This window comes from Streptomyces sp. NPDC057939, assembly GCF_042887545.1.
Taxonomy (GTDB): domain Bacteria; phylum Actinomycetota; class Actinomycetes; order Streptomycetales; family Streptomycetaceae; genus Streptomyces.
Genome location: NZ_JBHVPG010000001.1, coordinates 311,862 through 335,286 on the forward strand (window position 1 = coordinate 311,862; position 23,425 = coordinate 335,286).

21 protein-coding genes are annotated in these 23,425 nt (G+C 69.7%); 9 read left to right on the forward strand and 12 right to left on the reverse strand.

The genetic code is table 11. From position 1 onward, the window contains the following. Nucleotides 1–10 precede the first annotated feature (10 nt). The 6 genes from gyrB to dnaA all read right to left on the reverse strand — a co-directional run bounded on the left by gyrB (nucleotide 11) and on the right by dnaA (nucleotide 9,140). A complete protein-coding gene (gene gyrB / locus ACFVS6_RS01435; protein WP_389699901.1) occupies nucleotides 11–2,080 on the reverse strand; it encodes a DNA topoisomerase (ATP-hydrolyzing) subunit B in 2,070 nt (689 codons plus the stop codon). 403 nt (nucleotides 2,081–2,483) lie between these two features. Further along, entirely contained in the window at nucleotides 2,484–3,011 is a 528-nt protein-coding gene (locus ACFVS6_RS01440) for a DUF721 domain-containing protein (protein WP_389699902.1), read from the reverse strand. Continuing rightward, entirely contained in the window at nucleotides 3,008–4,144 is a 1,137-nt protein-coding gene (gene recF, locus ACFVS6_RS01445) for a DNA replication/repair protein RecF (protein ID WP_389699903.1), read from the reverse strand. Before recF ends, ACFVS6_RS01440 begins: the two co-directional genes overlap by 4 nt. A 106-nt stretch (nucleotides 4,145–4,250) precedes the next feature. Beyond that, complete coding sequence (gene gnd / locus ACFVS6_RS01450; protein ID WP_383987256.1) at nucleotides 4,251–5,126, reverse strand: phosphogluconate dehydrogenase (NAD(+)-dependent, decarboxylating); 876 nt, start codon at nucleotides 5,124–5,126, stop codon at nucleotides 4,251–4,253. Nucleotides 5,127–5,348: 222 nt separating this feature from the next. Further along, complete coding sequence (gene dnaN / locus ACFVS6_RS01455; protein ID WP_389699904.1) at nucleotides 5,349–6,479, reverse strand: DNA polymerase III subunit beta; 1,131 nt, start codon at nucleotides 6,477–6,479, stop codon at nucleotides 5,349–5,351. An 864-nt stretch (nucleotides 6,480–7,343) separates the two neighbouring features. Next, the gene (dnaA, locus tag ACFVS6_RS01460) at nucleotides 7,344–9,140 is read right to left on the reverse strand and encodes a chromosomal replication initiator protein DnaA (RefSeq protein WP_389699905.1); all 1,797 of its coding nucleotides are present in this window, start codon (nucleotides 9,138–9,140) and stop codon (nucleotides 7,344–7,346) included. A gap of 358 nt (nucleotides 9,141–9,498) precedes the next feature. Here dnaA and rpmH point away from each other — a divergent pair, with 358 nt between their 5' ends. The 9 genes from rpmH (at nucleotide 9,499) to ACFVS6_RS01505 (ending at nucleotide 16,011) form a co-directional block, all read left to right on the forward strand. Beyond that, a complete protein-coding gene (rpmH, locus tag ACFVS6_RS01465; protein ID WP_008741645.1) occupies nucleotides 9,499–9,636 on the forward strand; it encodes a 50S ribosomal protein L34 in 138 nt (45 codons plus the stop codon). Nucleotides 9,637–9,657: 21 nt separating this feature from the next. After that, the gene (rnpA, locus tag ACFVS6_RS01470; protein WP_281204972.1) at nucleotides 9,658–10,032 is read left to right on the forward strand and encodes a ribonuclease P protein component; all 375 of its coding nucleotides are present in this window, start codon (nucleotides 9,658–9,660) and stop codon (nucleotides 10,030–10,032) included. Beyond that, entirely contained in the window at nucleotides 10,029–10,310 is a 282-nt protein-coding gene (gene yidD, locus ACFVS6_RS01475; protein ID WP_383987261.1) for a membrane protein insertion efficiency factor YidD, read from the forward strand. Before rnpA ends, yidD begins: the two co-directional genes overlap by 4 nt. Nucleotides 10,311–10,313: 3 nt before the next feature. Then, nucleotides 10,314–11,420, forward strand: coding sequence for a membrane protein insertase YidC (gene yidC, locus ACFVS6_RS01480; protein WP_389699906.1), 1,107 nt, complete (start codon nucleotides 10,314–10,316; stop codon nucleotides 11,418–11,420). A gap of 15 nt (nucleotides 11,421–11,435) precedes the next feature. Continuing rightward, nucleotides 11,436–11,948 (forward strand): protein jag, encoded by a 513-nt coding sequence (locus ACFVS6_RS01485; protein WP_389699907.1) that lies wholly within the window; start codon nucleotides 11,436–11,438, stop codon nucleotides 11,946–11,948. A gap of 116 nt (nucleotides 11,949–12,064) precedes the next feature. Continuing rightward, on the forward strand, nucleotides 12,065–12,781 hold the full coding sequence (gene rsmG / locus ACFVS6_RS01490) for a 16S rRNA (guanine(527)-N(7))-methyltransferase RsmG (protein WP_389699908.1): 717 nt from the start codon (nucleotides 12,065–12,067) through the stop codon (nucleotides 12,779–12,781). 266 nt (nucleotides 12,782–13,047) lie between these two features. Next, on the forward strand, nucleotides 13,048–14,145 hold the full coding sequence (locus ACFVS6_RS01495) for a ParA family protein (protein WP_389699909.1): 1,098 nt from the start codon (nucleotides 13,048–13,050) through the stop codon (nucleotides 14,143–14,145). Then, on the forward strand, nucleotides 14,142–15,248 hold the full coding sequence (locus ACFVS6_RS01500; RefSeq protein ID WP_389699910.1) for a ParB/RepB/Spo0J family partition protein: 1,107 nt from the start codon (nucleotides 14,142–14,144) through the stop codon (nucleotides 15,246–15,248). The genes ACFVS6_RS01495 and ACFVS6_RS01500 overlap by 4 nt, the downstream gene beginning before the upstream one ends. 145 nt (nucleotides 15,249–15,393) lie before the next feature. Then, nucleotides 15,394–16,011: a GNAT family N-acetyltransferase gene (locus ACFVS6_RS01505; protein ID WP_389699911.1), complete on the forward strand. Its 618-nt coding sequence runs from the start codon at nucleotides 15,394–15,396 to the stop codon at nucleotides 16,009–16,011. 107 nt (nucleotides 16,012–16,118) lie between these two features. Here ACFVS6_RS01505 and trxA read toward each other — a convergent pair whose 3' ends face one another. The 6 genes from trxA to murJ form a co-directional block, all read right to left on the reverse strand. Next, nucleotides 16,119–16,460 (reverse strand): thioredoxin, encoded by a 342-nt coding sequence (gene trxA / locus ACFVS6_RS01510; RefSeq protein WP_389699912.1) that lies wholly within the window; start codon nucleotides 16,458–16,460, stop codon nucleotides 16,119–16,121. Between the two features lie 51 nt (nucleotides 16,461–16,511). Then, a complete protein-coding gene (gene trxB / locus ACFVS6_RS01515; protein ID WP_389699913.1) occupies nucleotides 16,512–17,471 on the reverse strand; it encodes a thioredoxin-disulfide reductase in 960 nt (319 codons plus the stop codon). 124 nt (nucleotides 17,472–17,595) lie between these two features. After that, complete coding sequence (locus tag ACFVS6_RS01520) at nucleotides 17,596–18,660, reverse strand: hypothetical protein (protein ID WP_389699914.1); 1,065 nt, start codon at nucleotides 18,658–18,660, stop codon at nucleotides 17,596–17,598. Then, nucleotides 18,657–19,352: an RNA polymerase sigma factor SigM gene (sigM, locus tag ACFVS6_RS01525; protein ID WP_389699915.1), complete on the reverse strand. Its 696-nt coding sequence runs from the start codon at nucleotides 19,350–19,352 to the stop codon at nucleotides 18,657–18,659. Before sigM ends, ACFVS6_RS01520 begins: the two co-directional genes overlap by 4 nt. 24 nt (nucleotides 19,353–19,376) lie before the next feature. Then, entirely contained in the window at nucleotides 19,377–21,095 is a 1,719-nt protein-coding gene (locus ACFVS6_RS01530) for a protein kinase family protein (protein WP_389699916.1), read from the reverse strand. A gap of 126 nt (nucleotides 21,096–21,221) precedes the next feature. Continuing rightward, the gene (murJ, locus tag ACFVS6_RS01535) at nucleotides 21,222–23,399 is read right to left on the reverse strand and encodes a murein biosynthesis integral membrane protein MurJ (RefSeq protein ID WP_389699917.1); all 2,178 of its coding nucleotides are present in this window, start codon (nucleotides 23,397–23,399) and stop codon (nucleotides 21,222–21,224) included. Nucleotides 23,400–23,425 lie beyond the last annotated feature (26 nt).

Genomic DNA, 23,425 nt, shown 5'->3' on the forward strand with positions numbered 1-23,425 from the left:
GAGAGCCGACTCAGATGTCGAGGAACCGAACGTCCTTGGCGTTGCGCTGGATGAAGGAGCGTCGGGCCTCGACGTCCTCTCCCATCAGCACCGAGAACAGGTCGTCGGCCTGCGCGGCGTCGTCCAGGGTGACCTGGCCGAGCACGCGGTGGTCGACGTCCATGGTGGTGACGCGCAGTTCCTCGGCGTTCATCTCACCCAGACCCTTGAAGCGCTGGATCGAGTCTTCCTTGATCCGCTTGCCGTTCTGCTTGCCGAGCTCGACCAGGGCGTCGCGCTCGCGGTCCGAGTAGGCGTACTCGAAGTCGTCGCGGCCCCACTTGATCTTGTAGAGCGGCGGGCGCGACAGGTACACGTGCCCGGCCTCGACCAGCGGTCGCATGAAGCGGAAGAGGAAGGTCAGCAGCAGGGTGTTGATGTGCTGGCCGTCGACGTCGGCGTCCGCCATCAGGATGATCTTGTGATAGCGGAGCTTCTCGATGTCGAAGTCCTCGTGCACGCCGGTGCCGAAGGCACTGATCAGCGCCTGGACCTCGGTGTTCTGGAGGATCTTGTCGATCCGGGCCTTCTCGACGTTCAGGATCTTGCCGCGGATCGGCAGGATGGCCTGGTACATCGGGTTGCGACCGGACTTCGCGCTACCACCGGCGGAGTCGCCCTCGACGATGAAGATCTCGCACTTCGTCGGGTCGTTCGACTGGCAGTCGGACAGCTTGCCCGGCAGCGAGGCGCTCTCCAGCAGGCCCTTGCGGCGCGTCAGGTCACGGGCCTTGCGGGCCGCGACGCGGGCCGTGGCCGCCTGGATCGACTTGCGGATGATGTCCGCGGCCTCGACCGGGTTGCGGTCGAACCAGTCGTTCAGGTGCTCGTGCACGACCTTCTGCACGAAGGTCTTCGCCTCCGTGTTGCCCAGCTTGGTCTTCGTCTGGCCCTCGAACTGGGGCTCGCCCAGCTTGACCGAGATGATCGCCGTCAGACCCTCGCGGATGTCCTCGCCGGCGAGGTTGTCGTCCTTCTCGCGGAGCAGCTTCTTTTCCCGCGCGTAGCGGTTGACCAGGCCGGTCAGCGCCGCGCGGAAGCCCTCTTCGTGGGTGCCGCCCTCGTGCGTGTGGATCGTGTTCGCGAAGGAGTAGACGCCCTCGGTGTACTGCGAGTTCCACTGCATCGCGATCTCGACCGAGAGCATGCGCTCCTTGTCCTCGGCCTCGACGTCGATGACGGTCGGGTGGATGAGCTCACCCTTGCGCGAGTTGAGGTACTTCACGAAGTCGACGATGCCGCCCTCGTAGTAGTACTTCACCGTGCGCGCCGCGGGTTCGGTGACGTCCGCGTCGGGGTCGTCCGCCCCGACCGTGGCCTTCGCCGACTCGCGCTCGTCGGTCAGCGACAGGGTCAGGCCCTTGTTGAGGAAGGCCATCTCCTGGAAGCGCCGCGACAGCGTCTCGAAGGAGTACTCGGTCGTCTCGAAGATGTCCGGGTCGGCCCAGAAGGTGACCGAGGTGCCGTGCTCGTCGGTCTCCTCGTTCTTGGCGAGGGCCGCCGTCGGGGCGCCGAGCTTGTAGTCCTGGGTCCAGCGGAAGCCGTCGCGCCTGACCTCGACCGCGACCTTCGTCGACAGGGCGTTCACGACGGAGACGCCGACGCCGTGCAGACCACCGGAGACGGCGTAGCCGCCACCGCCGAACTTGCCGCCCGCGTGCAGGACGGTCAGCACGACCTCAAGGGCCGGCTTGCCCTCGGACGGGACGATGTCGACCGGGATGCCTCGGCCGTTGTCGACGACCTTGACCCCGCCGTCGGCGAGGATCGTCACGTCGATGGTGTCCGCGTGCCCGGCCAGCGCCTCGTCGACCGAGTTGTCGACGACCTCGTAGACGAGGTGGTGCAGGCCGCGCTCACCCGTCGATCCGATGTACATGCCGGGCCGCTTGCGGACCGCGTCCAGGCCCTCCAGGACCTGGATGTTGCTTCCGGTATACGAAGATCCACCGGCCTCGGCGACCTCGCCGCCGGCGGTGGACTCGTTCTTGTCGTTGGAGTTGCCGGAATCGGCCACGAAGCGCCCTTTCTGGCACAGCACAGGCCGTACTCCGGGCCAGCAGGCATGCAAGCAGGAGCGGCTGCGTCGATCTGCGTTGTCAGCGTTTGTCACCGGTACTCGACTGGTGATCCCGCAACTGGGCGGGATTGTCTCCAGTCTACCGGTACCACTGACATGAATGGGGGTTTGCCGGTACCTGAGTACGCATGTGCCGCCCTGAACCTCCTCTCTCCGACTCCCCATATCCGGGGAGGGGCTCAAAGTGGCTCACACGGGCATCCAGAGCTTCGGGCTGTCAACCCGCGACTACCGTGAGGGACACCACCCGCGAGCGGGTCCCGCCGACCCGTCGCGCGGGGGGTCGCAACAGGCCGGAAGCCGCCGCTCCCAAGGGAACGACGGCTTCGAGGAGGGTGTGGGGCACCGGGCGCGCGGCGCCGGCTCAGCCGTAGGTGTCGCCCGGGCCCGTACTGCCCGGGCTGCGCCAGGGTCCGTACCGCTTCGGCCCGCCGCCCGGGCCGTGCACCTTGATCAGCCGGACGGTGCCCTGCCCCAGGTCGCCGTTGAGCCGCGCCACCAGCTGCGGCGCCAGCAGCTTCAGCTGCGCCGCCCACGCCGAGGAATCGCAGCGGACGACCAGCTCGCGGTCCTCGTAGCGCTCCGGCACGCAGTGCGCCGCGATCTCCGGGCCGACGATCTCCGGCCAGCGCTCCATGACGCCGGCCACCGCCATCGGCATCTCCCAGCCGCGTTCCGTGCGCAGCCGGTCCAGCGCGGCCATCAGCGGCATCGGGTCCCGGCCGTCCGCCCGGGCGCCCGAGCGGAGCCCGGGCTGGTACGGGCGCTTCTTCCCGCCGACCGCGTTGCCCCGGGCCCTGGCCTGCTCCCGGGCGGCGGCGAGGGCCTGGCGCGCCAGGTCCACCCCGGAGGGCTCCGGGGTCCTGCGCTCCTCCTGCCCGTCACCGTTCACCGGCGGGTCACCTCACCGCCGGACACCGCGAAGCGCGTCCCCGTCAGTACGGACGGCACGTCGTCGTCCACTGCCGCCGTCACCAGGACCTGCTCGCCCGGAGCCACCAGCTCCGCGAGCCGCTCGCGGCGTCGGGCGTCGAGCTCCGCGAACACGTCGTCGAGGACCAGCACCGGCTCGGCTCCCTCCGAGCGCAGCAGCTCGTAGGACGCCAGCCGCAGCGCGAGCGCGTACGACCAGGACTCGCCGTGGCTGGCGTAGCCCTTGGCCGGGAGCTCGCCGAGGCGCAGCAGTACGTCGTCGCGGTGCGGGCCCACGAGGGTGACGCCCCGCTCGATCTCCTGCTTGCGGACGCCGGTCAGCGCGGCCAGCAGGACCTCGTGGAGCGCCTCGCGGGTGCGTGCGTCGCCGCTGTCGACCGGTTCGCCGGCCGAGGACCTGTAGGTGAGGCCGAGCGGACCGCCCCCGGGCGCGAGCTGTTCGTAGGCCTTGTCGGCGAGCGGCAGCAGCGTCCCGATCAGGTCGAGCCGCTGGGCGAGCAGCTCGGCGCCGACCCGGGCCAGGTGCTGGTCCCACACGTCGAGGGTGGAGAGGTCCATGGACCGGCCGCCGTGCCGGCGGGCCATCGCCGCGGATTTCAGGAGGGTGTTGCGCTGTTTGAGCACCCGCTCGTAGTCGGAGCGGACGGCCGCCATCCGCGGCGACCGGGCGGTGACCAGGTCGTCCAGGAAGCGGCGGCGTTCGCCCGGGTCGCCCTTGACCAGGGCCAGGTCCTCGGGGGCGAACAGCACGGTCCGTACGATCCCCAGCACGTCCCGGGGCCTGACCTGCGAGGACCGGTTGATGCGGGCCCGGTTGGCGCGCCCCGGGTTCAGCTCCAGCTCCACCAGCTGCTGCCGTTCGCCCTGGGTGACGGCGGCCCGGATGACGGCCCGCTCCGCGCCCATGCGTACGAGGGGGGCGTCCGAGGAGACCCGGTGGCTGCCGAGCGTCGCCAGGTAGCCGATGGCCTCGACGAGGTTGGTCTTGCCCTGCCCGTTGGGCCCCACGAAAGCCGTGACGCCCGGACCGAGGGGTACCTCGGCCCGGGCGTACGAGCGGAAGTCGGCCAGGGAGAGATGCGATACGTGCATTCGGCGCCGACCTCCCCCGGCTTCCTGCTGTCGTGCTCTTGGTACTCGTGGTGCTGAGTGCTGCTGGTGTTGCCCGAACTGCTGGTGGTGCGGTGGTGCGGTGGTGCTACTTCTTCTCGACCGCGTGGCCGCCGAACTGGTTGCGCAGCGCGGCGATCATCTTCATCTGCGGGGAGTCGTCCTGACGGGACGCGAACCGGGCGAACAGCGAGGCCGTGATCGCCGGCAGCGGCACCGCGTTGTCGATGGCCGCCTCGACGGTCCAGCGGCCCTCGCCGGAGTCCTGTGCGAAACCGCGCAGCTGCTCCAGGTGCTCGTCCTCGTCCAGCGCGTTGACGGCGAGGTCCAGCAGCCAGGAACGGATGACCGTGCCCTCCTGCCAGGACCGGAACACCTCGCGGACGTCGGTGACCGAGTCGACCTTCTCCAGGAGCTCCCAGCCCTCGGCGTAGGCCTGCATCATGGCGTACTCGATGCCGTTGTGGACCATCTTCGCGAAGTGGCCCGCGCCGACCTTGCCCGCGTGCACGGCGCCGAAGTCACCCTCGGGCTTGAGGGCGTCGAACACCGGCTGGACGGCCGCGACGTGCTTCTCGTCGCCGCCGTACATGAGGGCGTAGCCGTTCTCCAGGCCCCAGACGCCGCCGGAGACGCCGCAGTCGACGAAGCCGATGCCCTTGGCCTTCAGCTCCTCGGCGTGCTTCTCGTCGTCCGTCCAGCGCGAGTTGCCGCCGTCCACGACGATGTCGCCGGGCGAGAGCAGCTCGCCCAGCTCGTCGACGGTGGACTGGGTCGCCGCGCCCGCGGGGACCATCACCCACACCACGCGGGGGGCCTGCAGGCTGTCCACAAGTTCCCGCAGGGTGTGGACATCCGCGAGGTCCGGGTTGCGGTCGTATCCGATGACGGTGTGGCCTGCGCGGCGGATGCGCTCGCGCATGTTGCCGCCCATCTTGCCGAGACCGACGAGACCAAGCTCCATCAACTGGTTCCTTACGCGTTGTGGCCGTCGTTGCCGCAGGCTCCCCGGCGCACCGGATCACCCACCGGATCCGAGCCTACGCCGGGGCGTGCACGGCGGCCCCACGGGCCGTGGCGTCCGTCCAGGGAGTCCCCAGGCGTTCTGGACTCCCCGAGCCCCGTCCTGTGGACGCCGTCGGGCCCGGTCCCGCGGCGTGCGAGAACGGGCCCGACGGGTCGAACATCAGCCGGACAGACGCACCGGCATGATCAGGTACTTGTAGGCCTCGTCGGCCTCTGCGTCGACCGCGGGGCGGCCGCTGAGCAGCGCCGGCTTGGTCGACGTGGTGAAGCTCAGCTGTGCGACGGGCGAGTCGATCGCGCTGAGGCCGTCCAGCAGGAACGTCGGGTTGAAGGCGATCGAGATGTCGTCGCCGTCCAGCTTGGCGTCGACGCGCTCCACAGCCTGTGCGTCGTCGCTGGAACCGGCCTCCAGGATCAGCACGCCCTGCTCGAAGCTCAGCCGGACCGGCGTGTTGCGCTCGGCCACGAGGGCCACGCGCTTGACGGCCTCGACGAACGGGGCGGTCTCGATCACCGCGATGGAGTTGAACTCCGTCGGGAACAGCGTGCGGTACTTCGGCAGGTCGCCTTCGAGCAGCCGGGTGGTGGTGCGGCGGCCCGCGCCCTCGAAGCCGATGAGGCCCTCGCCGGCGCCGGAGCCCGAGAGCGCCAGGGTGACGGTGTCACCGCTCGTGAGGGACTTGGCGGTGTCCAGGAGGGTCTTCGCGGGCACCAGGGCCACGGCGGAGGCGTCCGGGTTCTCCGGCTTCCACAGGAACTCGCGGACCGCGAAGCGGTAGCGGTCGGTGGAGGCCAGGGTGACGCGGTCGCCCTCGATCTCGATGCGGACACCGGTCAGCACGGGCAGCGTGTCGTCGCGGCCGGCGGCGATGGCGACCTGGGCCGCGGCTGAGGCGAAGACCTCACCGGGCACGGTGCCGGTCGCGGTCGGCATCTGCGGCAGCGCCGGGTACTCCTCCACAGGCAGGGTGTGGAGTGTGAATCGCGAGGAGCCGCAGACCACGGTCGCCCGTACACCGTCTGTGGAAATCTCCACCGGACGGTTGGGCAGGGCGCGGCAGATGTCGGCGAGCAGGCGGCCGGACACCAGCACGGTGCCGTCCTCCTCGACGTCGGCCTCGACGGAGACCCGGGCCGAGACCTCGTAGTCGAAGCCGGAGAGGGACAGCGTGCCCTCCTCGGCCTTCAGCAGCAGGCCCGCGAGTACCGGCACCGGCGGCCGGGCCGGGAGGCTGCGGGCAGCCCAGGCCACCGCCTCTGCGAGTACGTCGCGCTCCACCCGGATCTTCACCGGAACCGCCTCCTGCTGTTGCTCGCTCGTCTGCCGGCCTTCGTCGTCGGCTCGTCGGTGCCTCGACCGGTTGCCGGGGACCAGTCTGACGTACGGCGCCGACACTCGTTGCGGCCGGCGGTCAAGTCGGCACCGAGGCGTCGGCGAGGGCGATCGACGAGTTGTGCACAGGACCCGCTTGAAAACCGAATCCGGCCTAACTCTCCATGGGGGTAGTAGTAGGGCCTGTGGAAACGGTGGATAAGCCCGTTTTCGCAGGTCAGCCCCAGTTTTTTATCCCCACACCCTGTGGGCGGCACCGGTGGACAACACGGTGTCTCTGTGGAGAACGAAAACTTCTGCACAGGCCGTCCCCAGACGACCCCCACTACTCCACAGGTGTGTCCCCAGCTTTTCCCCAGTGCTCCACAGACCAAACGTCGACATCCGTGTGACGGCTTTCACTCGGGGCGGTGACGGGAGGTGCCGGGTTGCCGAACAGTGGACAACGGTGTGGAGAACCCTCGGGATCCTGTGCACAGGGTGCGGGAACCTGTGGGCCGCCGGTGGACGAAGCCGTGGATGAGCCTGTGGATGAAATTTCTGTCCACAGGCTGTGGATCGGGCTTGCGCACAATTCCACAGGTGGCTGACCTGGCCTGATGGCCCCTCAACCTGCGGTCCTGTGGACAGATTGTGGGCGCCGCGAACTGTCCTCAGGCTGTGGACGAAAGAAAGTCGGCCAATCTGTGGATGAGTTGCTCCCCAGGGGGCGTATTCGAACAGAGCAGGGGCGCGCGGACGGGAAAGGGCGCCCCCGGTACGGCCCGGAAGCGCCCTGTTCTCGCGTTTGGAGAGCCCTGGCACGGCTGCCCGGAGCCCGCGTCAGGCGTTCTTGATGCGGTTGGTGAGCTCCGTGACCTGGTTGTAGATGGACCGTCGTTCCGCCATCAGGGCCCGGATCTTGCGGTCCGCGTGCATGACGGTGGTGTGGTCGCGGCCGCCGAACTGGGCCCCGATCTTGGGCAGCGACAGGTCCGTGAGCTCCCGACACAGGTACATGGCGATCTGCCGCGCGGTGACCAGCACCCGGCTCCGCGAGGAGCCGCACAGGTCGTCCACGGTCAGCCCGAAGTAGTCCGCGGTGGCCGCCATGATGTCGGAGGCGGTGATCTCGGGCGCGCTGTCCTCGCCGCCCGGGATCAGGTTCTTCAGCACGTCCTCGGTGAGCCCGAGGTCGACCGGCTGCCGGTTGAGGCTCGCGAACGCCGTGACCCGGATCAGCGCACCCTCCAGCTCGCGGATGTTGCGCGAGATGCGGGAGGCGATGAACTCCAGCACCTCCGGCGGGGCGTTGAGCTGCTCCTGGACGGCCTTCTTGCGCAGGATCGCGATGCGCGTCTCCAGCTCGGGCGGCTGGACGTCGGTGATCAGGCCCCACTCGAAGCGGTTGCGGAGCCGGTCCTCCAGGGTGACGAGCTGCTTGGGCGGCCGGTCCGAGGACAGCACGATCTGCTTGTTGGCGTTGTGCAGCGTGTTGAAGGTGTGGAAGAACTCCTCCTGCGTCGACTCCTTGCTCGCGAGGAACTGGATGTCGTCGACCAGCAGGATGTCCATCTCGCGGTAGCGCTTGCGGAAGGCGTCGCCCTTGCCGTCGCGGATGGAGTTGATGAACTCGTTCGTGAACTCCTCGGAGCTCACGTACCGCACCCGGGTGCCGGGGTAGAGGCTCCGCGCGTAGTGCCCGATGGCGTGCAGCAGGTGCGTCTTGCCGAGGCCGGACTCCCCGTAGATGAAGAGGGGGTTGTACGCCTTCGCCGGCGCCTCGGCGACGGCCACCGCGGCGGCGTGCGCGAAGCGGTTGGAGGCGCCGATGACGAAGGTGTCGAAGAGGTACTTGGGGTTCAGCCGGGCCGTCGGCTCCAACGGCCCCGACGTGGAACCACCCGACGGTGCGGGCGGCGGCGCGGGCCGGCCGGGAGCCGGGCGCGGCGAGGGCTGCTCGTACTGCTGGTTCTCGTACTTCTGCTGCTCGTACTTCTGCTGTTCGTAGGAGGACTGCTCCCCGTACTTCGACTGCTCCCCGTACTTGGACTGCTCGTAGGAGCCCTGGTCGTAGCCGCCGGGGTCGGGCTGTTGGAGGTAGCCCGGCTGAGGGGAGGCGTACGGGTCCCGCTCGGGGAAGCCGCCGAGCCGCTGCTGCTGCCAGCCGTAGTCGTCCTGCTGTCCGCCCCGGGGCCAGGCGCCGGGCTCGGGGCGCTGCTGCTGGTAGTCCGGATAGGCGGGGCGGGCGGTGGGCAGGTCGTCGCCCGGGCCGGTGTGCCCGGTGTGACCGCCGGGCCGCTGGCCGCCGTACGGTTCGTAGCCCTCCCGCTGGGAGGAGGGCGGGGAGGACGGCGCGGGTTCGCCCGCGGAGTCGTCGACGGTGATGGCGATGCGGATGGGCCGGCCGCACTCACGGCTCAGCGCGTCGCTGATCAGTGGGGCGAGCCGGCCTTCGAGGACGCGCTTGCCCCACTCGTTGGGGACGGCGAGCAACGCGGTGTCGGCGACCAGGGCCAGCGGCTGGCATCGTTCGACCCACTGCTTGTCCTTGGGCTCGATGCCTTGCTGACCCTCGCCGAGCAGCTTCTCGAGCACGCGTGGCCACACTGCGGCAAGATCGGCAGGTACGTCAGCCACAGAGCACGCTCTCTCACAGGGGGTCCCGTCCCACGAAGGTGTGGTTCTTTGGGACGGTCGGGACAAAAAACAGGGATCAGGCAACGGTAGTCAGGCCGGTGGCCACGGTTCAAGTCGTTGTCCACAGCCTGTGCACAGTGTGCGGCAGACGAGCTCGGTTTGACCGGATGGCGTAGCCGCGCGTACCGTGACGAGGTCGAATTGTCGATGGCTGCTGCCGCCTGCCTACCGATGGGCGAAGGTCACATTCGTGATCGTTTAGCGGTGTCCACTCGGGCGAACACGCGAGTTCCTCGTGGGCGCACGGTGACAGCCAGGCGATGTACCGCCATAACGATTCATTCTCTGGAGCCCCCGAGTGAGCAAGCGCACCTTCCAGCCGAACAACCGCCGTCGTGCCAAGACCCACGGCTTCCGTCTCCGGATGCGTACCCGTGCCGGTCGCGCGATCCTCGCGAACCGTCGTGGCAAGGGCCGCGCCGCCCTTTCCGCGTAACAACGCGCAGGTCGTGACGTCGTGCTGTCTCCCGAAAATCGGCTGAGGCGGCGTGAGGACTTCGCGAGCGCGGTGCGCCGGGGCCGGCGGGCAGGACGCCCGCTCCTCGTCGTCCACCTAAGAACAAGCGGTGCAACGGACCCGCACGCGCCGGGGGAGATCGATCCCTCGCCGCGTGCGGGTTTCGTCGTCAGCAAGGCCGTCGGCGTCGCGGTCGTCCGTAACCGGGTGAAGCGCCGTCTGCGCCATCTTGTCCGCGATCGGCTGGCACAGCTGCCCGCCGGTAGCCTGGTGGTAGTGCGGGCCCTGCCCGGATCGGGCGATGCCGGCCACGACGAGCTGGCCCGTGACCTGGACGCCGCCTTGGCGCGGCTGCTGGGAGGCGTGGCTCGATGAAGTACCCGCTGCTCGCTTTGATCAAGCTGTACCAGTGGACGATCAGTCCGCTGCTCGGGCCGGTGTGCCGCTACTACCCCTCGTGCTCGCACTACGGGTTCGCGGCCATCGACCGGCATGGTGCGGTGAAGGGGACGGTTCTAACCGCCTGGCGGATCCTGCGGTGCAATCCGTGGTCCCCGGGTGGTGTGGATCATGTCCCACCCCGGAAACGCCCGCGTTGGCACGAGCAGCTGCGCAGTGCGTTGCGTAGATCTCGCAATGCTCAAGGAGCCTGATTAGTGGACACGATTGCCAGTCTGTTCAGCTTTATCACCACACCCGTTTCGTGGATCATCGTCCAGTTCCACTCCCTGTACGGGGCGATCTTCGGTGCGGACAGTGGATGGGCCTGGGGCCTGTCCATCGTGTCCCTGGTGATCCTGATCCGTATCTGTCTGATCCCGCTCTTCGTGAAGCAGATCAAGGCGACGCGGGGCATGCAGGCGCTCCAGCCGAAGATGAAGGCGATCCAGGAGCGCTACAAGAACGACAAGCAGCGTCAGTCCGAAGAGATGATGAAGCTGTACAAGGAGACGGGTACCAACCCGCTCTCCTCGTGCCTTCCCATCCTGGCGCAGTCCCCGTTCTTCTTCGCGCTGTACCACGTGCTCGCGAGCATCGCCAACGGCGAGACCATCGGCGTCATCAACCAGTCGCTGCTGGAGAGCGCCCGTCAGGCGCACATCTTCGGCGCCCCGCTGGCTGCGAAGTTCACGGACAGCGCCTCGAAGGTCGCCGAGCTGGACGCCTCGATCACCAACGTGCGGATCGTCACCGCCGTCATGATCGTCCTGATGTCGCTGTCGCAGTTCTACACCCAGCGTCAGCTGATGCAGAAGAACGTCGACCTCTCGGTCAAGACGCCGTTCATGCAGCAGCAGAAGATGCTGATGTACATCTTCCCCGTGATCTTCGCGGTGATGGGCATCAACTTCCCCGTCGGTGTCCTCGTCTACTGGCTGACCACGAACGTGTGGACCATGGGCCAGCAGATGTACGTGATCAACCAGAACCCGACGCCGGGCAGCAAGGCGCAGGACGAGTACCTGACCCGCCTGCTGAAGCGGGTCGGCGCGCACGGCACCGTCAAGGGCCGGAGCAAGAAGAAGATCGTCGCTGCGATCGTGGCCAAGGGCTCGGAGCGCAACGACAACGAGCGGAAGTTCATCACCGCGCTCACCAAGCAGGGCATGGCCGCGCAGGCGGACGGCTCTGTGATCAAGAGTACTGAGGCCACCGCGGATGCGGATGCGGCGAGCGGTGGTGTCGCGACGAAGCGGCAGCAGCCGAAGCGGCAGACGAAGGCGAAGCGTCAGACGCCCCCCAGCAAGCCCTCCAAGAAGTAAGAAGGAGTCCCTCCCGTGACGGAAGGCACCACCACCGCCGCCGCTGAGAGTGGCGACACCCTGACCCGCCTCGAGCAGGAGGGTGAGATCGCGGCCGATTACCTTGAGGGTCTGCTGGACATCGCCGACCTGGACGGCGACATCGACATGGACGTCGAGGCCGACCGGGCCGCCGTGTCCATCGTCAGTGACTCCTCCAGCCGCGAGCTGCAGAAGCTCGTGGGTCGCGACGGCGAGGTCCTGGAGGCCCTGCAGGAGCTGACGCGGCTGGCCGTGCACCGGGAGACCGGGGACCGCAGCCGGCTGATGCTGGACATCGCCGGCTTCCGGGCGAAGAAGCGCGAGGAGCTCACGGCCCTGGGTGCCCAGGCCGCGGCGGACGTGAAGGGTTCGGGCGAGCCGCTGAAGCTGGCTCCGATGACCCCGTTCGAGCGCAAGGTCGTCCACGACGCAGTGGCGGCCGCCGGTCTGAAGAGCGAGTCCGAGGGCGAGGAGCCGCAGCGCTTCGTCGTTGTGCTCCCGGCCTGACCGGAAGATCATGTGGTCGGCCCCGTCTGTGTCGCAGGCGGGGCCGATGTTTGTAAGCCTGACAGTTGAACGGCACGGTTTTGGCGTGAGCGGTTCTGTACGGAAGGACGGTCCCCGTGACGGAGGCAGCTGAGCTTCCCCCGGCGCCCGAAGAGGCGCGCGCGGTGTTCGGTGAATTTTTCCCGGAAGCTGTGCGGTATGCGGAGCTGCTGGCGGATGCGGGGGTCCAGCGCGGTCTGATCGGCCCGCGAGAGGTGCCCCGCCTGTGGGAGCGGCACCTGCTGAACTGCGCGGTCCTGTCGGAGGTGGTGCCCGAGGGCGTCACCGTCTGCGACGTGGGCTCGGGCGCGGGTCTGCCCGGCATCCCCCTCGCCCTGGTCCGCCGGGACCTCAAGATCACCCTGCTGGAGCCCCTGCTCCGCCGCACGAACTTCCTTCAGGAAGCCGTGGAGCTGCTGGGGCTCGACCACGTCACGGTGGTGCGCGGGCGGGCCGAGGAGATGCTCGGCAAGGTCCAGCCGGTGCACGTCGTGACGGCCCGCGCCGTGGCGCCCCTGGACCGCCTGGCGGGCTGGGGCGTACCGCTGCTGCGGCCGTACGGCGAGATGCTGGCGCTCAAGGGCGACACCGCGGAGGAGGAGCTGGTGGCGGCCAAGGTCGCGTTGGCCAAGCTCGGCGTGGTGAAGACCTCGGTGCTCCAGGTCGGCGAGGGCATCGTGGATCCCATGTCCACGGTCGTCCGCGTCGAGGTCGGAGAAAGCCCCGGCGGGGTGAGGTTTGCGGCCAAGCGGGCTAAGGCCGCGCGGACGAGCAGGACGCGCCGGCGCCGCTGAATCGCGCCCGGTGAGCGGACGAGGCCCGGGATTCCGGGCACGTTGGGCCCTATAGGTACGGATTTCGGAGTGTCGTAACGGCCTGCCGACCCGGTCCGGGCATCGTGTTTCACGTGAAACGTCGCTCTCTGCTGCACGGAATCATCAGCCGCGGCCGTGCGGCTGCCGCCCCCCGTTCCCGCAAGGAAGCGGGGGGTACGGGGTTGTCCACATCGGTGGATTCATCCACAGGAGTACGGGCCCCGCTGGTTCGCGACCCCGGTGACATGGCAGGCTCTGTTCATCGCGAGCCCGCTGCCGAGGAGAGTGACACCGTGCGGTCCGACGCCAACCTCGCGGGGCCGATGACCGATCCGGTCCCAGGTCCCCGCTCTGAATCGCCTGGCGATGTTTCATGTGAAACGTCGCCACCACCCCTCGTCGACAACGACGACGTCGGCGAGGGTCCCGTCGGCCGTGCCGCCGAGGCGGCCATCGAGGCCCTGGGACGGTCCGGTGCCGCTCTGCCGAGGCCCGCCGACACCCGCGTCATGGTGGTGGCCAACCAGAAGGGCGGCGTCGGCAAGACCACGACGACCGTCAACCTGGCCGCCTCGCTGGCCCTGCACGGCGCCCGGGTCCTCGTGATCGACCTCGACCCGCAGGGCAACGCGTCCACGGCGCTGGGCATCGACCACCACGCCGAGGTCCCGTCGATCTACGACGTCCTGGTGGACAGCCGTCCCCTGATGGAAGTCGTTCAGCCCGTGGTCGATGTGGAGGGGCTCTTCTGCGCCCCCGCCACGATCGACCTGGCCGGCGCGGAGATCGAGCTGGTGTCGCTGGTGGCTCGCGAGAGCCGACTCCAGCGGGCGATCCAGGCCTACGAGCAGCCGCTCGACTACATCCTCATCGACTGCCCGCCCTCCCTGGGCCTGCTGACCGTGAACGCCATGGTCGCGGGCGCGGAGGTGCTGATCCCGATCCAGTGCGAGTACTACGCGCTCGAAGGCCTCGGCCAGCTGCTGCGCAACGTCGACCTGGTGCGGTCCCACCTGAACCCGACGCTGCACGTGTCGACCATCCTGCTGACGATGTACGACGGCAGGACGCGACTGGCCTCGCAGGTGGCGGAGGAGGTGCGCACGCACTTCGGCAAGGAGGTGCTGCGCACCAGCATCCCGCGCTCGGTGCGCATCTCGGAGGCCCCGAGCTACGGCCAGACGGTACTCACGTACGACCCGGGTTCCAGCGGTGCGCTCTCCTACCTGGAGGCGGCGCGGGAGATCGCGATGCGCGGTGCCGGAATCCATTACGACGCCCGGAACGCCCATGTGGGCGCGGGTACGAACAGCACGCAGAGTGTGGCGGAGGGGATCCAATGAGTGAGCGACGTAGGGGGCTGGGGCGGGGGCTCGCGGCGCTGATCCCGGCTGCTCCGCAGGAGAAGACACCGGTCGGCGCGGGATCCACCTCGCCGTCGGCGATGCCGGCGCTGACGTCGGAGCGGGGCATCGCCGCGGCGAAGCTGGCTTCGCTGTCGCAGGCGACCGTTTCACGTGAAACGCCGGAGCCGGAGCCGGTGGTCGAGCAGGTGGCGGAGAGCGCCGCCGAGCCCACTGAACCGGACACCGGTGGGGCGGCGGTGGCGATGTTCGCCGAGCTTCCCCTGGACACCATCAAGCCCAACCCGCGCCAGCCGCGCGAGGTGTTCGACGAGGACGCCTTGGCGGAACTGGTGACCTCGATCCAGGAGGTGGGCCTCCTCCAGCCGGTGGTCGTCCGGCAGTCCGGTCCCGGGTCCTACGAGCTGATCATGGGTGAGAGGCGACTGCGGGCCTGCAAGGAGGCCGGACTGGAGCGGATTCCCGCGATCGTCCGGGCGACGGAGGACGACAAGCTCCTGCTGGACGCCCTCCTGGAGAACCTGCACCGGGCGCAGCTGAACCCCTTGGAGGAGGCGGAGGCGTACGACCAGCTGCTCCAGGACTTCAAGTGCACCCATGACCAGCTGGCGGACCGGATCGGGCGCTCCCGTCCCCAGGTCTCGAACACGCTGCGGCTGCTGAAGCTGCCGCCCAAGGTGCGGCTCAAGGTGGCGGCGGGCGTGCTGTCGGCGGGACACGCGCGAGCGCTGCTGCCGGTGGAGGACGCCGAGCAGCAGGAGCTGCTGGCGGCCAGGATCGTGGAAGAGGGCCTCTCGGTGCGCACGGTCGAGGAGATCGTGTTCCTGATGGGCTCGGAGTCCGCGAGCCCGGTGAAGCCGAAGGGCCCGAGGGCCGGAGCCCGGGTGGCCCCGGCGCTGAGCGAACTGGCGACGCGGCTCTCGGACCGGTTCGAGACGCGGGTGAAGGTGGACCTGGGTCAGAAGAAGGGCAAGATCACCGTCGAGTTCGCGTCGATGGAGGACCTGGAGCGGATTCTGGGCACCTTGGCGCCGGGTGAGGGCCGGGTGCTGGAGCAGGGCCAGGGCCAGTCCGGGGAGTAGCACGGATGGCCTCAGGGGCGGGTCGTCCCGGCGGAAGCCGGGAGGCCCGCCTTTTTCAGCCCCCTTTCCGGCAGCGCCGTCCTTCCACGGACACCGGGAGCCGTCCGCACTCGAAGGGCGAGGGGGCTGTGGATACGATGCCGTCATGGGGCGTCGGCTGGTACCACTCACGCTGGACAACCTCCAGGACCTGCCCAAGCGTTGCCGGAACTGCGTGTTCTGGGAGCTGGACCCCGTCAGCGGTGATGCCGCCGTCAAGGCGGGTACCTCGGAGGTCCAGAAGGAGGCCTGGATCTCCGCCGTCCTACTGGACTGGGGCTCCTGTGGCCGGGTGGTCTACGTGGACGAGGTCCCCGTGGGCTTCGTCCTCTACGCCCCGCCCGCCTACGTGCCCAGGGCGGCCTCGTTCCCGACCAGCCCGGTGTCCCCGGACGCGGTCCAGCTGATCACGGCGTGGATCATGCCGGGGTATCAGGGGCAGGGCTTGGGACGGGTGATGGTGCAGACGGTCGCCAAGGATCTTCTGCGCCGGGGCTTCAAGGCGATCGAGGCGTTCGGTGACGCGCGGTGGGAGCGGCCCGCGTGTCTGCTGCCGGCCGACCACCTGCTCTCGGTGGGCTTCAAGACGGTCCGTCCGCATCCGGCACACCCGAGGCTGCGCCTGGAGCTGCGTACGACCTTGTCGTGGAAGGAAGACGTGGAGCTGGCCCTGGACCGGCTGCTCGGTGGAGCGCGCAAGGAGCCGGCACTGCGTCCGTTGTGAGCGCGACCCGACCGCGCGAAGCCACGTGAGCATGCGACGCGACCCGAACGTGCGAAACGGGGCCGCCCCCTGAGGGGCGGCCCCGTTTCACGTGAAACAGCGGGTCGTCAGACGGTCTTGGCCTCGACGAAGTCCGAGAGGTCACGCAGGATGGCGGCCTTCGGCTTGGCGCCGACGATGGTCTTGGCGACCTCGCCACCCTGGTAGACGTTCAGGGTCGGGATGGACATGACCCCGTACTTGGCGGCCGTGGCCGGGTTCTGGTCGATGTTGAGCTTGACGATCTCGATCTGATCGCCGTACTCGGCGGCAATGGCCTCCAGCGAGGGCGCGATCTGGCGGCACGGACCGCACCACTCGGCCCAGAAGTCCACCAGCACGGGCTTGTCGCTGGCGAGGACGACGGTGTCGAAGTCGGCGTCGGTCACGTTCTTGAGGTTGCCGGCCACAGCGGGCTCCTTCTTCCTGCGGGGTGTGGGGTGTGGGGTTGGAACAGCGGGTCAGACTGCCGCGTGCGCGTGCTCGGCGTCCGAGAGGGCGGCCAGGAAGCGCTCCGCGTCGAGGGCGGCCGAGCAGCCGGTGCCGGCCGCGGTGATCGCCTGGCGGTAGGTGTGGTCCACCACGTCGCCCGCACCGAAGACACCGGTGAGGTTGGTGCGCGTGGAGGGCGCGTCCACCTTGAGGTAACCCTCGTCGTCCAGGTCCAGCTGGCCGGTGAAGAGCTCGGTCCGCGGGTCGTGGCCGACGGCGATGAAGAGGCCGGTCACGGGAAGCTCCGAGGTCTCACCGGTCTTGGTGTTGCGCAGGGTGAGCCCGGAGAGCTTCTGCTCGCCGTGGATCTCCGCGACCTCGCTGTCCCAGGCGAACTTGATCTTCGGGTCGGCGAAGGCACGGTCCTGCATGGTCTTGGAGGCACGCAGGCTGTCGCGACGGTGGATGATCGTGACCGACTTGGCGAAGCGGGAGAGGAAGGTCGCCTCCTCCATCGCGGTGTCGCCGCCGCCGACCACGGCGATGTCCTGGTCCTTGAAGAAGAAGCCGTCGCAGGTCGCGCACCAGGAGACACCGCGGCCGGAGAGGGTGTCCTCGTTGGGCAGGCCGAGCTTGCGGTGCTGCGAACCGGTGGTGACGATGACGGCCTTGGCGCGGTGGACCGTGCCGGCGGTGTCGGTGACCGTCTTGATCTCACCGGTGAGGTCCACCGAGACGATGTCGTCGGGGATGAGCTCGGCACCGAAGCGCTCGGCCTGGTCACGCATGTTGTCCATGAGGTCCGGACCCATGATGCCGTCCCGGAAGCCGGGGAAGTTCTCGACCTCGGTGGTGTTCATCAGCGCGCCACCGGCGGTGACGGCACCTTCGAAGACCAGGGGGTTGAGCGAAGCGCGTGCGGTGTACAGGGCGGCCGTGTAACCGGCCGGCCCGGAGCCGATGATGATCACGTTTCGTACGTCGCTCACGGGTTCTTTCCTCGTCTCTGCGGACTGCGTGTTGCCTACCGGGGGCCGGTGCGGACTCTCACCCCACCCAACGGATCCTACGGCGCGCGCATTCCCCGCTCGTCCAGGACGGAACCGGAACGGATCAGCCGCGGGGATAGGTACGCGTGAGGAGCGGCGTTCCCGGAGCCTGCGAGGGCGTGTCCGCGCAGGCGGCCGGCACCACGTAGGCGTCCACAAGAGCCGGGTCGCCGGGGTGCGCCAGCACGACGAGGTAGACGGCCTTGCCCTCATAGGTTCCGCGGTCGGCGGCGAGCGGGGCATCGGCGCGGCCGGTGGACTGCTGCACGCAGGACGGTACGGGGTTCGCCTGCGCGGCGCCCTGGCGGTCCGAGGGAGCCAGCCCGGGGGTGTTCTCCAGCCCCATCGTCTTGTTGGTCTTGTCCGGCGGGGACGGCACGGCGTCCCCGGTCTTCGCGGTTCCCCCGGTCTCTCCGGTTTCCCCGGTGCTTCCGGTGGCGAGGAGCCGGCGGACGCTGTCCTGGAGCCCCTGCGCGGTGTACCCCGTGCCGGGCGTACGGCCCGCGGTGGACGAGGCGTCACTGCGGGCGGCGGTGGCGGGTTCGTCGGAAGGGCTGCCGGTGAGCCCGTTGACGAGGAAGACGGCGAGGACGCAGGCGGCCGCCCCGGCCAGCCCCGTGAGGACGGCGATCCGCCGACGGGCACGGCGGCGGCCGGGTCCGGCGGAGCCGGACGGGTGACCGGAGGGTCGGCCCCCGGCGCGGCCGGAGCCAGCCGCCGGTGTTTCACGTGAAACGGCGGTCGGTGTCCCACCGGCCTGCGTTTCACCGGCGGGTGTTTCACGTGAAACACCCGTACCCGTATCCGCATCGGGATCGTCCCCGGGCCGGCCGGGAGCCGGAGCGGAGGCGGTGGGAGCCGTCCGGGCACCCGTCGAGTCGAGGAGCGCTTCGGCGGCCAGGGCCGCGTCGATCCGACCCGCGATGGCGGAGGGCATCCTCGGCGGTCCCGGAAGGGTGCCGAGCAGGCCGCGGATCTCCTGGAGCGACACCAGGACGTCCGCGCACAGGGAGCATCCGCCGAGATGACGGCGCACCTCGGCGCCGCGCGACGGGGAGAGCAGTCCTTCGGTCAGGTCGGAGATCTCCGAGACCTCCGGGTGCCGGATCGTTCCGGTCGTGGGGCTCACGGTCGTCCACCTCCGCCCTTCACAGCGTCTGGGTCTGGGTCCCGGGGTTCTGCCGCTGGTGGGACGGGTGTCCCCGGCGTCCGGTTCCTTCCCCGCTCCGAGGTGCTGTTATCCACGGCATTCGTGCGCAGATGAGTGAGCATCGGGACGAGTTTCGCCCGGCCGCGAGCGCACCGGCTCTTCACGGTCCCGGTGGGGACGTCGAGGATCCGCGCGGCTTCGGCGACGGGGTACCCCTGCATGTCGACCAGCACGAGGGCGGCCCGCTGATCGGCCGGGAGGGTGCTGAGGGCGGACAGCAGCTGCCGATGGAGGTCCTGGCGCTCCGCGGGGGCCTCCGCGGACTCGTGGGGCTCCAGGAGCCGCTCCAGGCGGTCCGTGTCGTCGAGGGGGGAGGTCCGGCGCGAGGCGGCCTTGCGGGCCCGGTCGAGGCAGGCGTTGACGGTGATGCGGTGCAGCCAGGTGGTGACGGCCGACTCCCCGCGGAAGGTGTGGGCTGCCCGGTAGGCGGAGACCAGGGCGTCCTGCACGGCGTCGGCGGCCTCCTCGCGGTCACCGAGGGTGCGCAGGGCCACGGCCCACAGCCGGTCACGGTGTCGGCGCACGAGCTCACCGAAGGCGTCGGGATCACCGGCGACGTGCAGCGCCAGGAGTTCCTGGTCGCTGTGGTCGCCGGTCGTGGCGTGGTCCAACGGTGAGCCCTCCCCTGCTGTCCGTCAGCCCGTGAACTTCACATCCGTGATGCCCTGCTTGTAGCCGGCGCTGCTGAAGTCGTCGAGGGGAGCGTGCGGCATGGCGGTGATCCACACCAGCACGTAGCGGGACTTGACCGGCTTCTCGACGGTCAGACGCACGTTTTGCTCGTTCGTGGTGGTCGCCGCGATCTTCTTCAGGGAACTGATGGGCTTGAGCGGCTTGGAATCGACCGCGTACAGCTCCAGGGTCGTGTGGTCACCGGTGAACCGGAGCGCTATCGACGCCTCGGCCACCTCGTGCTCGTCCCCGAGGTCGTAGACGATGCCGACGCCGCTCTTGATCGTCAGCTTCGGGCCTTCGAAGAAGCTCTTGGTCCGCCAGTACGTGGAGGCGTCCCCGTCGTACGTCTTGGAGACGTCGTTGGCGTTCTGCGCGGAGCCCTCCGGGACGTGCTCCGAGGCTCCCTTGATGGAGAGCGGCACCGGGGCCTTCTTCTCCGGCCCCTTGTCGCCGTTCGGCTGCTGCTGTTGCTCGGTCCCGTTGCTGCCGTTGCCCCGGTTGCGGTGGTCCAGGAGCTTGTCGGCGAGCTGCCAACTGCCGAGGCCGAGGGCGGCGATCAGCAGAGCGGCGACGCCCCACTTCAGGGCCCGGCCGGTACGGCTCTGCAAGGGCGGCGGCGGAATCGACGCGACCTGCGTGGTGGGGGTGCCGGGCGGCAGGGGACGGCCGTAGCTGCCCTGCTGGTAGGTGGTGTGCTGGTACTCCGGGGGCGCCGTGAAGGCGGGCTCCGGTGGCCGGATGCGGGGCATCGCGGCAACGGCCTTGGCCAGTTCCTCCGGCGTGGTGCAGGCGGGCTCCTGACGGGACGCGGTGGCCCCGTCGTTGGCGAGGGCGCGCATGGCGAGCTCGCCGAGCCCGCGGTGCACTCCGGCGCGGACCTGGTCGGGGGCGATCAGGCCGACGCCCTTGGGCAGGCCGGCGAGGCCGTAGGCGTCCGTCTCGTACGGCCAGCGTTGGGTGAGCGCGGCGTACAGCAGCGCGCCGATGGCTTCGGTGTCCGCGCGCTGCGGGGTCTCGCTGGTGATGCCGCGCAGCGCGGCGTTCACCGCGAGGCCGCGGATGCGGTACTGGCCCGTGGAGGTGCGCAGTATCGCGCTGGGCGTCAGCCGCAGGTGGGCCAGCCCCTCGCGGTGGGCTGCGGTCATGGCCTGGGAGACCTGGCTGACGAGCTGGTAGGCCTCGTGGGGCTCCAGCGGTCCGGCGGCGAGGATCGCGGTGAGTTCGGTCGCGTCGGGCAGCCACTCGTGGACGACGTAGACGAGGTCGTTCTCCTCCACGGCGTCGAGGACCTGGACGAACCTGGGGTCGCCGAGCAGGGCGGAGGAGCGGGCGGCGGCCAGGACGGTACGGGCCCTGGGGTGGTCGGCGGGCAACAGGTGGACGCCGACCGCACGACGGAGCTTCTCGTCCATCGCGCGCCAGCTGCTGAATCCGTCCAGACGGGTGACGCACTCCTCCAGGCGGTAGCGTCTGGCGAGCTTGTGGCCGCTGTGGAGTTCCGGTGCGGCCGCAGGAGCCGCGTTCGTGCGTTCGCCGTCCGTTTCGGGCATGGGTCCGTCCGCGGCTCGTCCGTTCTGGGTGTCCACCCCGTCGGCCGTGGCCTTGGCCGCTCCTGCGGCCAGCGGCTCATCGCCGCTGTTGTCGGCCACGTCGACGGCAGCCGTGCTACGTTCCGCCACCGTCGTCCCTGCCTCCCCATCCGTTGCGCGCTGTCGGCCAGTCTGCGAAGCCATGCCAATTGTGCCCACAGTCCGGCGCTCTGCACGACACGCCAGGGAGGTCGGCTCCTCCGGTGGGCATCCCCATCAGCGCCCCAGACGTCCGCGGACCATCCCGACCATGGAGTTGAGCTCTTCGATCCGCATCCGCTTGGCGGCGATGAGGAACACCGCGCCCAGCGCGACGGCGCCGGCGACGAGGGCGGCGAGGGAACCGACGACCCCGCTGCCCAGCCACTGGGTGACTCCGTAGGCCACACCACCCGCGACGGCGGCGGCCGGCACGCAGGCGCCGATCAGCCGGGTGTAGGTGCGCATGACGTGGGCGCCGTCGAGGTCGCCGCCGAGACGGTTCTTGAGCCGGCGCCAGGCCACGCCGACGCCCACCGCGTAGCCGAGTCCGTACGCGGCGGCCATGCCCACGACGGCCCAGCGGGCGGGGAGGACGAAGAAGGCGATGGTGGAGGCACCGGCGTTGACGGCGGCGACGATGACCGTGTTGAAGAAGGGGGTCCGGGTGTCCTCGTAGGCGTAGAAGCCGCGCAGGACGACGTACTGGACGGAGTAGGGGATCAGACCCAGGCCGAAGGCCATGAGGACGAAGCCGATGTTGCGGGCGTCGTCCGCACCGGAACCGGCGTACAGCAGGGTGGCCATCGGGACGCCGAGCGCGAGGAACGCGAAGGCGCAGGGCACGATCGCGACGGCCGAGGTGCGCAGGCCGTACGAGATGTCGTCACGGACCGCGGCGGCGTCCCCGTCGTGCGCGGAGCGGGAGATGCGGGGCAGGACGGCCGTCATGACGGAGACGGTGATGATGGCCTGCGGCATCTGCCACAGCAGCAGGGCGTAGTTGTAGGCGGTGATACCGGTGCCGCCCTGGCCCTGCGTGCCGGCGAGCGTTCCGGCCGTGGTGGCGAGCTGGGTGACGACGATCAGGCCGAGCTGGTTGACGAGGACGAAGAAGAAGGTCCACTTGGCGAGGCCGGCGGCCTTCCCGAGGCCGTGGCCCTTCCAGTCGAAGCGCAGGCGCGGCTTGAACCCGGCGTCGCGCAGGTAGGGCAGCATCGCGAGGGACTGGACGACCAGACCCAGCAGGGTGCCGATGCCGAGCAGCCGGACGCCCTCGGGGGTGATGCTCCCCTCGGTCATGCCCGTGGCGGTGAAACCGCCGAAGGCCCAGATGAAGGCACCGAACGTGGCGATGACGACGATGTTGTTGAGGACCGGGGTCCACATCATGGCGCCGAACCGGCCGCGCGCGTTGAGGATCTGACCGAGCACCACGTGCACGCCCATGAAGAACATCGTGGGCAGGCAGTAGCGGGCGAAGGCCACGGCCACTTCGAGCCGCTCGGGGTTGTCCGCGATGTCCTGCGACATCATCCCGATCAACAGCGGGGCGGCCAGGACGCAGACGGTGGTGACGGCGCCCAGCAGGACCACGACGAGCGTCAGCAGCCGGTTGGCGTAGGCCTCGCCGCCGTCGTCGTCGTTCTTCATGGCCCGGACGAGCTGGGGGATGAACACCGCGTTGAGGGCGCCGCCGCCGACGAGCACGTAGATCATCGTCGGCAGGGTGTTGGCGACCTGGTAGCTGTCGTTGAGGGCGGCGACGCCGATGGCTCCGGCGATCACCAGGGTGCGGGCGAAGCCGGTGAGGCGGGAGACGATCGTGCCGGCCGCCATCAGGGCGCTCGACTTGAGCAGGCTGGAGGCGCGTCCGGCGGGCTTGGTGGGGGCCGGGGCGGCCACCGGAGCCTCCTCGGCCGGGGTGCGGGGGGCCGCCTGCTGGTCGCGGTACAGGTGGGCGAAGGCGTCCGGCTCCGGCTGGTCCTCGGCGGCCCGCGTCACCAGCGAGTCCACGCCGACGAACTGCGTGGTGGCGGCGTGGTCCCCGTACGGAAGGTGACGGGAGGGGCCGTCCGGCTCCGGCGGCGGGGTCTGGGCCCAGACCCGCGGGTCGGGGCCGTGGGAGGGGTTCTGGGGAGCCGCGTAGAGCGGGGCCGCCTCCTGGTAGGTGCCCGGGGGCGGCGGCGGGTGGGACGCCCGGTCGTAGAGGACCTCGGCGACCGGATCCTGCGCCGACAGGTCCTGCGCCCGGTACGGGTCGTAGGCGTAGGCGTCCTGGACATAAGGGTCGTGGTCCGGCGCGGGCGCGGGCGCCGGAACCTGTCCGGGCACGGGAGTGCCCGGGGCAGTGCCCTGGGGGGGCGTCTGCCCACCAGCGCCCTGCGCGCGGTCACCGTCGTACGGCGCGTTCATCGCAACCCCACCTCATCGTCCCCAGG

Coding starts and splice junctions, on each gene's coding strand:
- ACFVS6_RS01495 (WP_389699909.1), top strand. CDS start 13,048: ATGGCAGGCTCTGTTCATCGCGAGCCCGCTGCCGAGGAGAGTGACACC.
- murJ (WP_389699917.1), bottom strand. CDS start 23,399: ATGAACGCGCCGTACGACGGTGACCGCGCGCAGGGCGCTGGTGGGCAG.
- recF (WP_389699903.1), bottom strand. CDS start 4,144: ATGCACGTATCGCATCTCTCCCTGGCCGACTTCCGCTCGTACGCCCGG.
- gnd (WP_383987256.1), bottom strand. CDS start 5,126: ATGGAGCTTGGTCTCGTCGGTCTCGGCAAGATGGGCGGCAACATGCGC.
- yidD (WP_383987261.1), top strand. CDS start 10,029: ATGAAGTACCCGCTGCTCGCTTTGATCAAGCTGTACCAGTGGACGATC.
- ACFVS6_RS01500 (WP_389699910.1), top strand. CDS start 14,142: ATGAGTGAGCGACGTAGGGGGCTGGGGCGGGGGCTCGCGGCGCTGATC.
- ACFVS6_RS01505 (WP_389699911.1), top strand. CDS start 15,394: ATGGGGCGTCGGCTGGTACCACTCACGCTGGACAACCTCCAGGACCTG.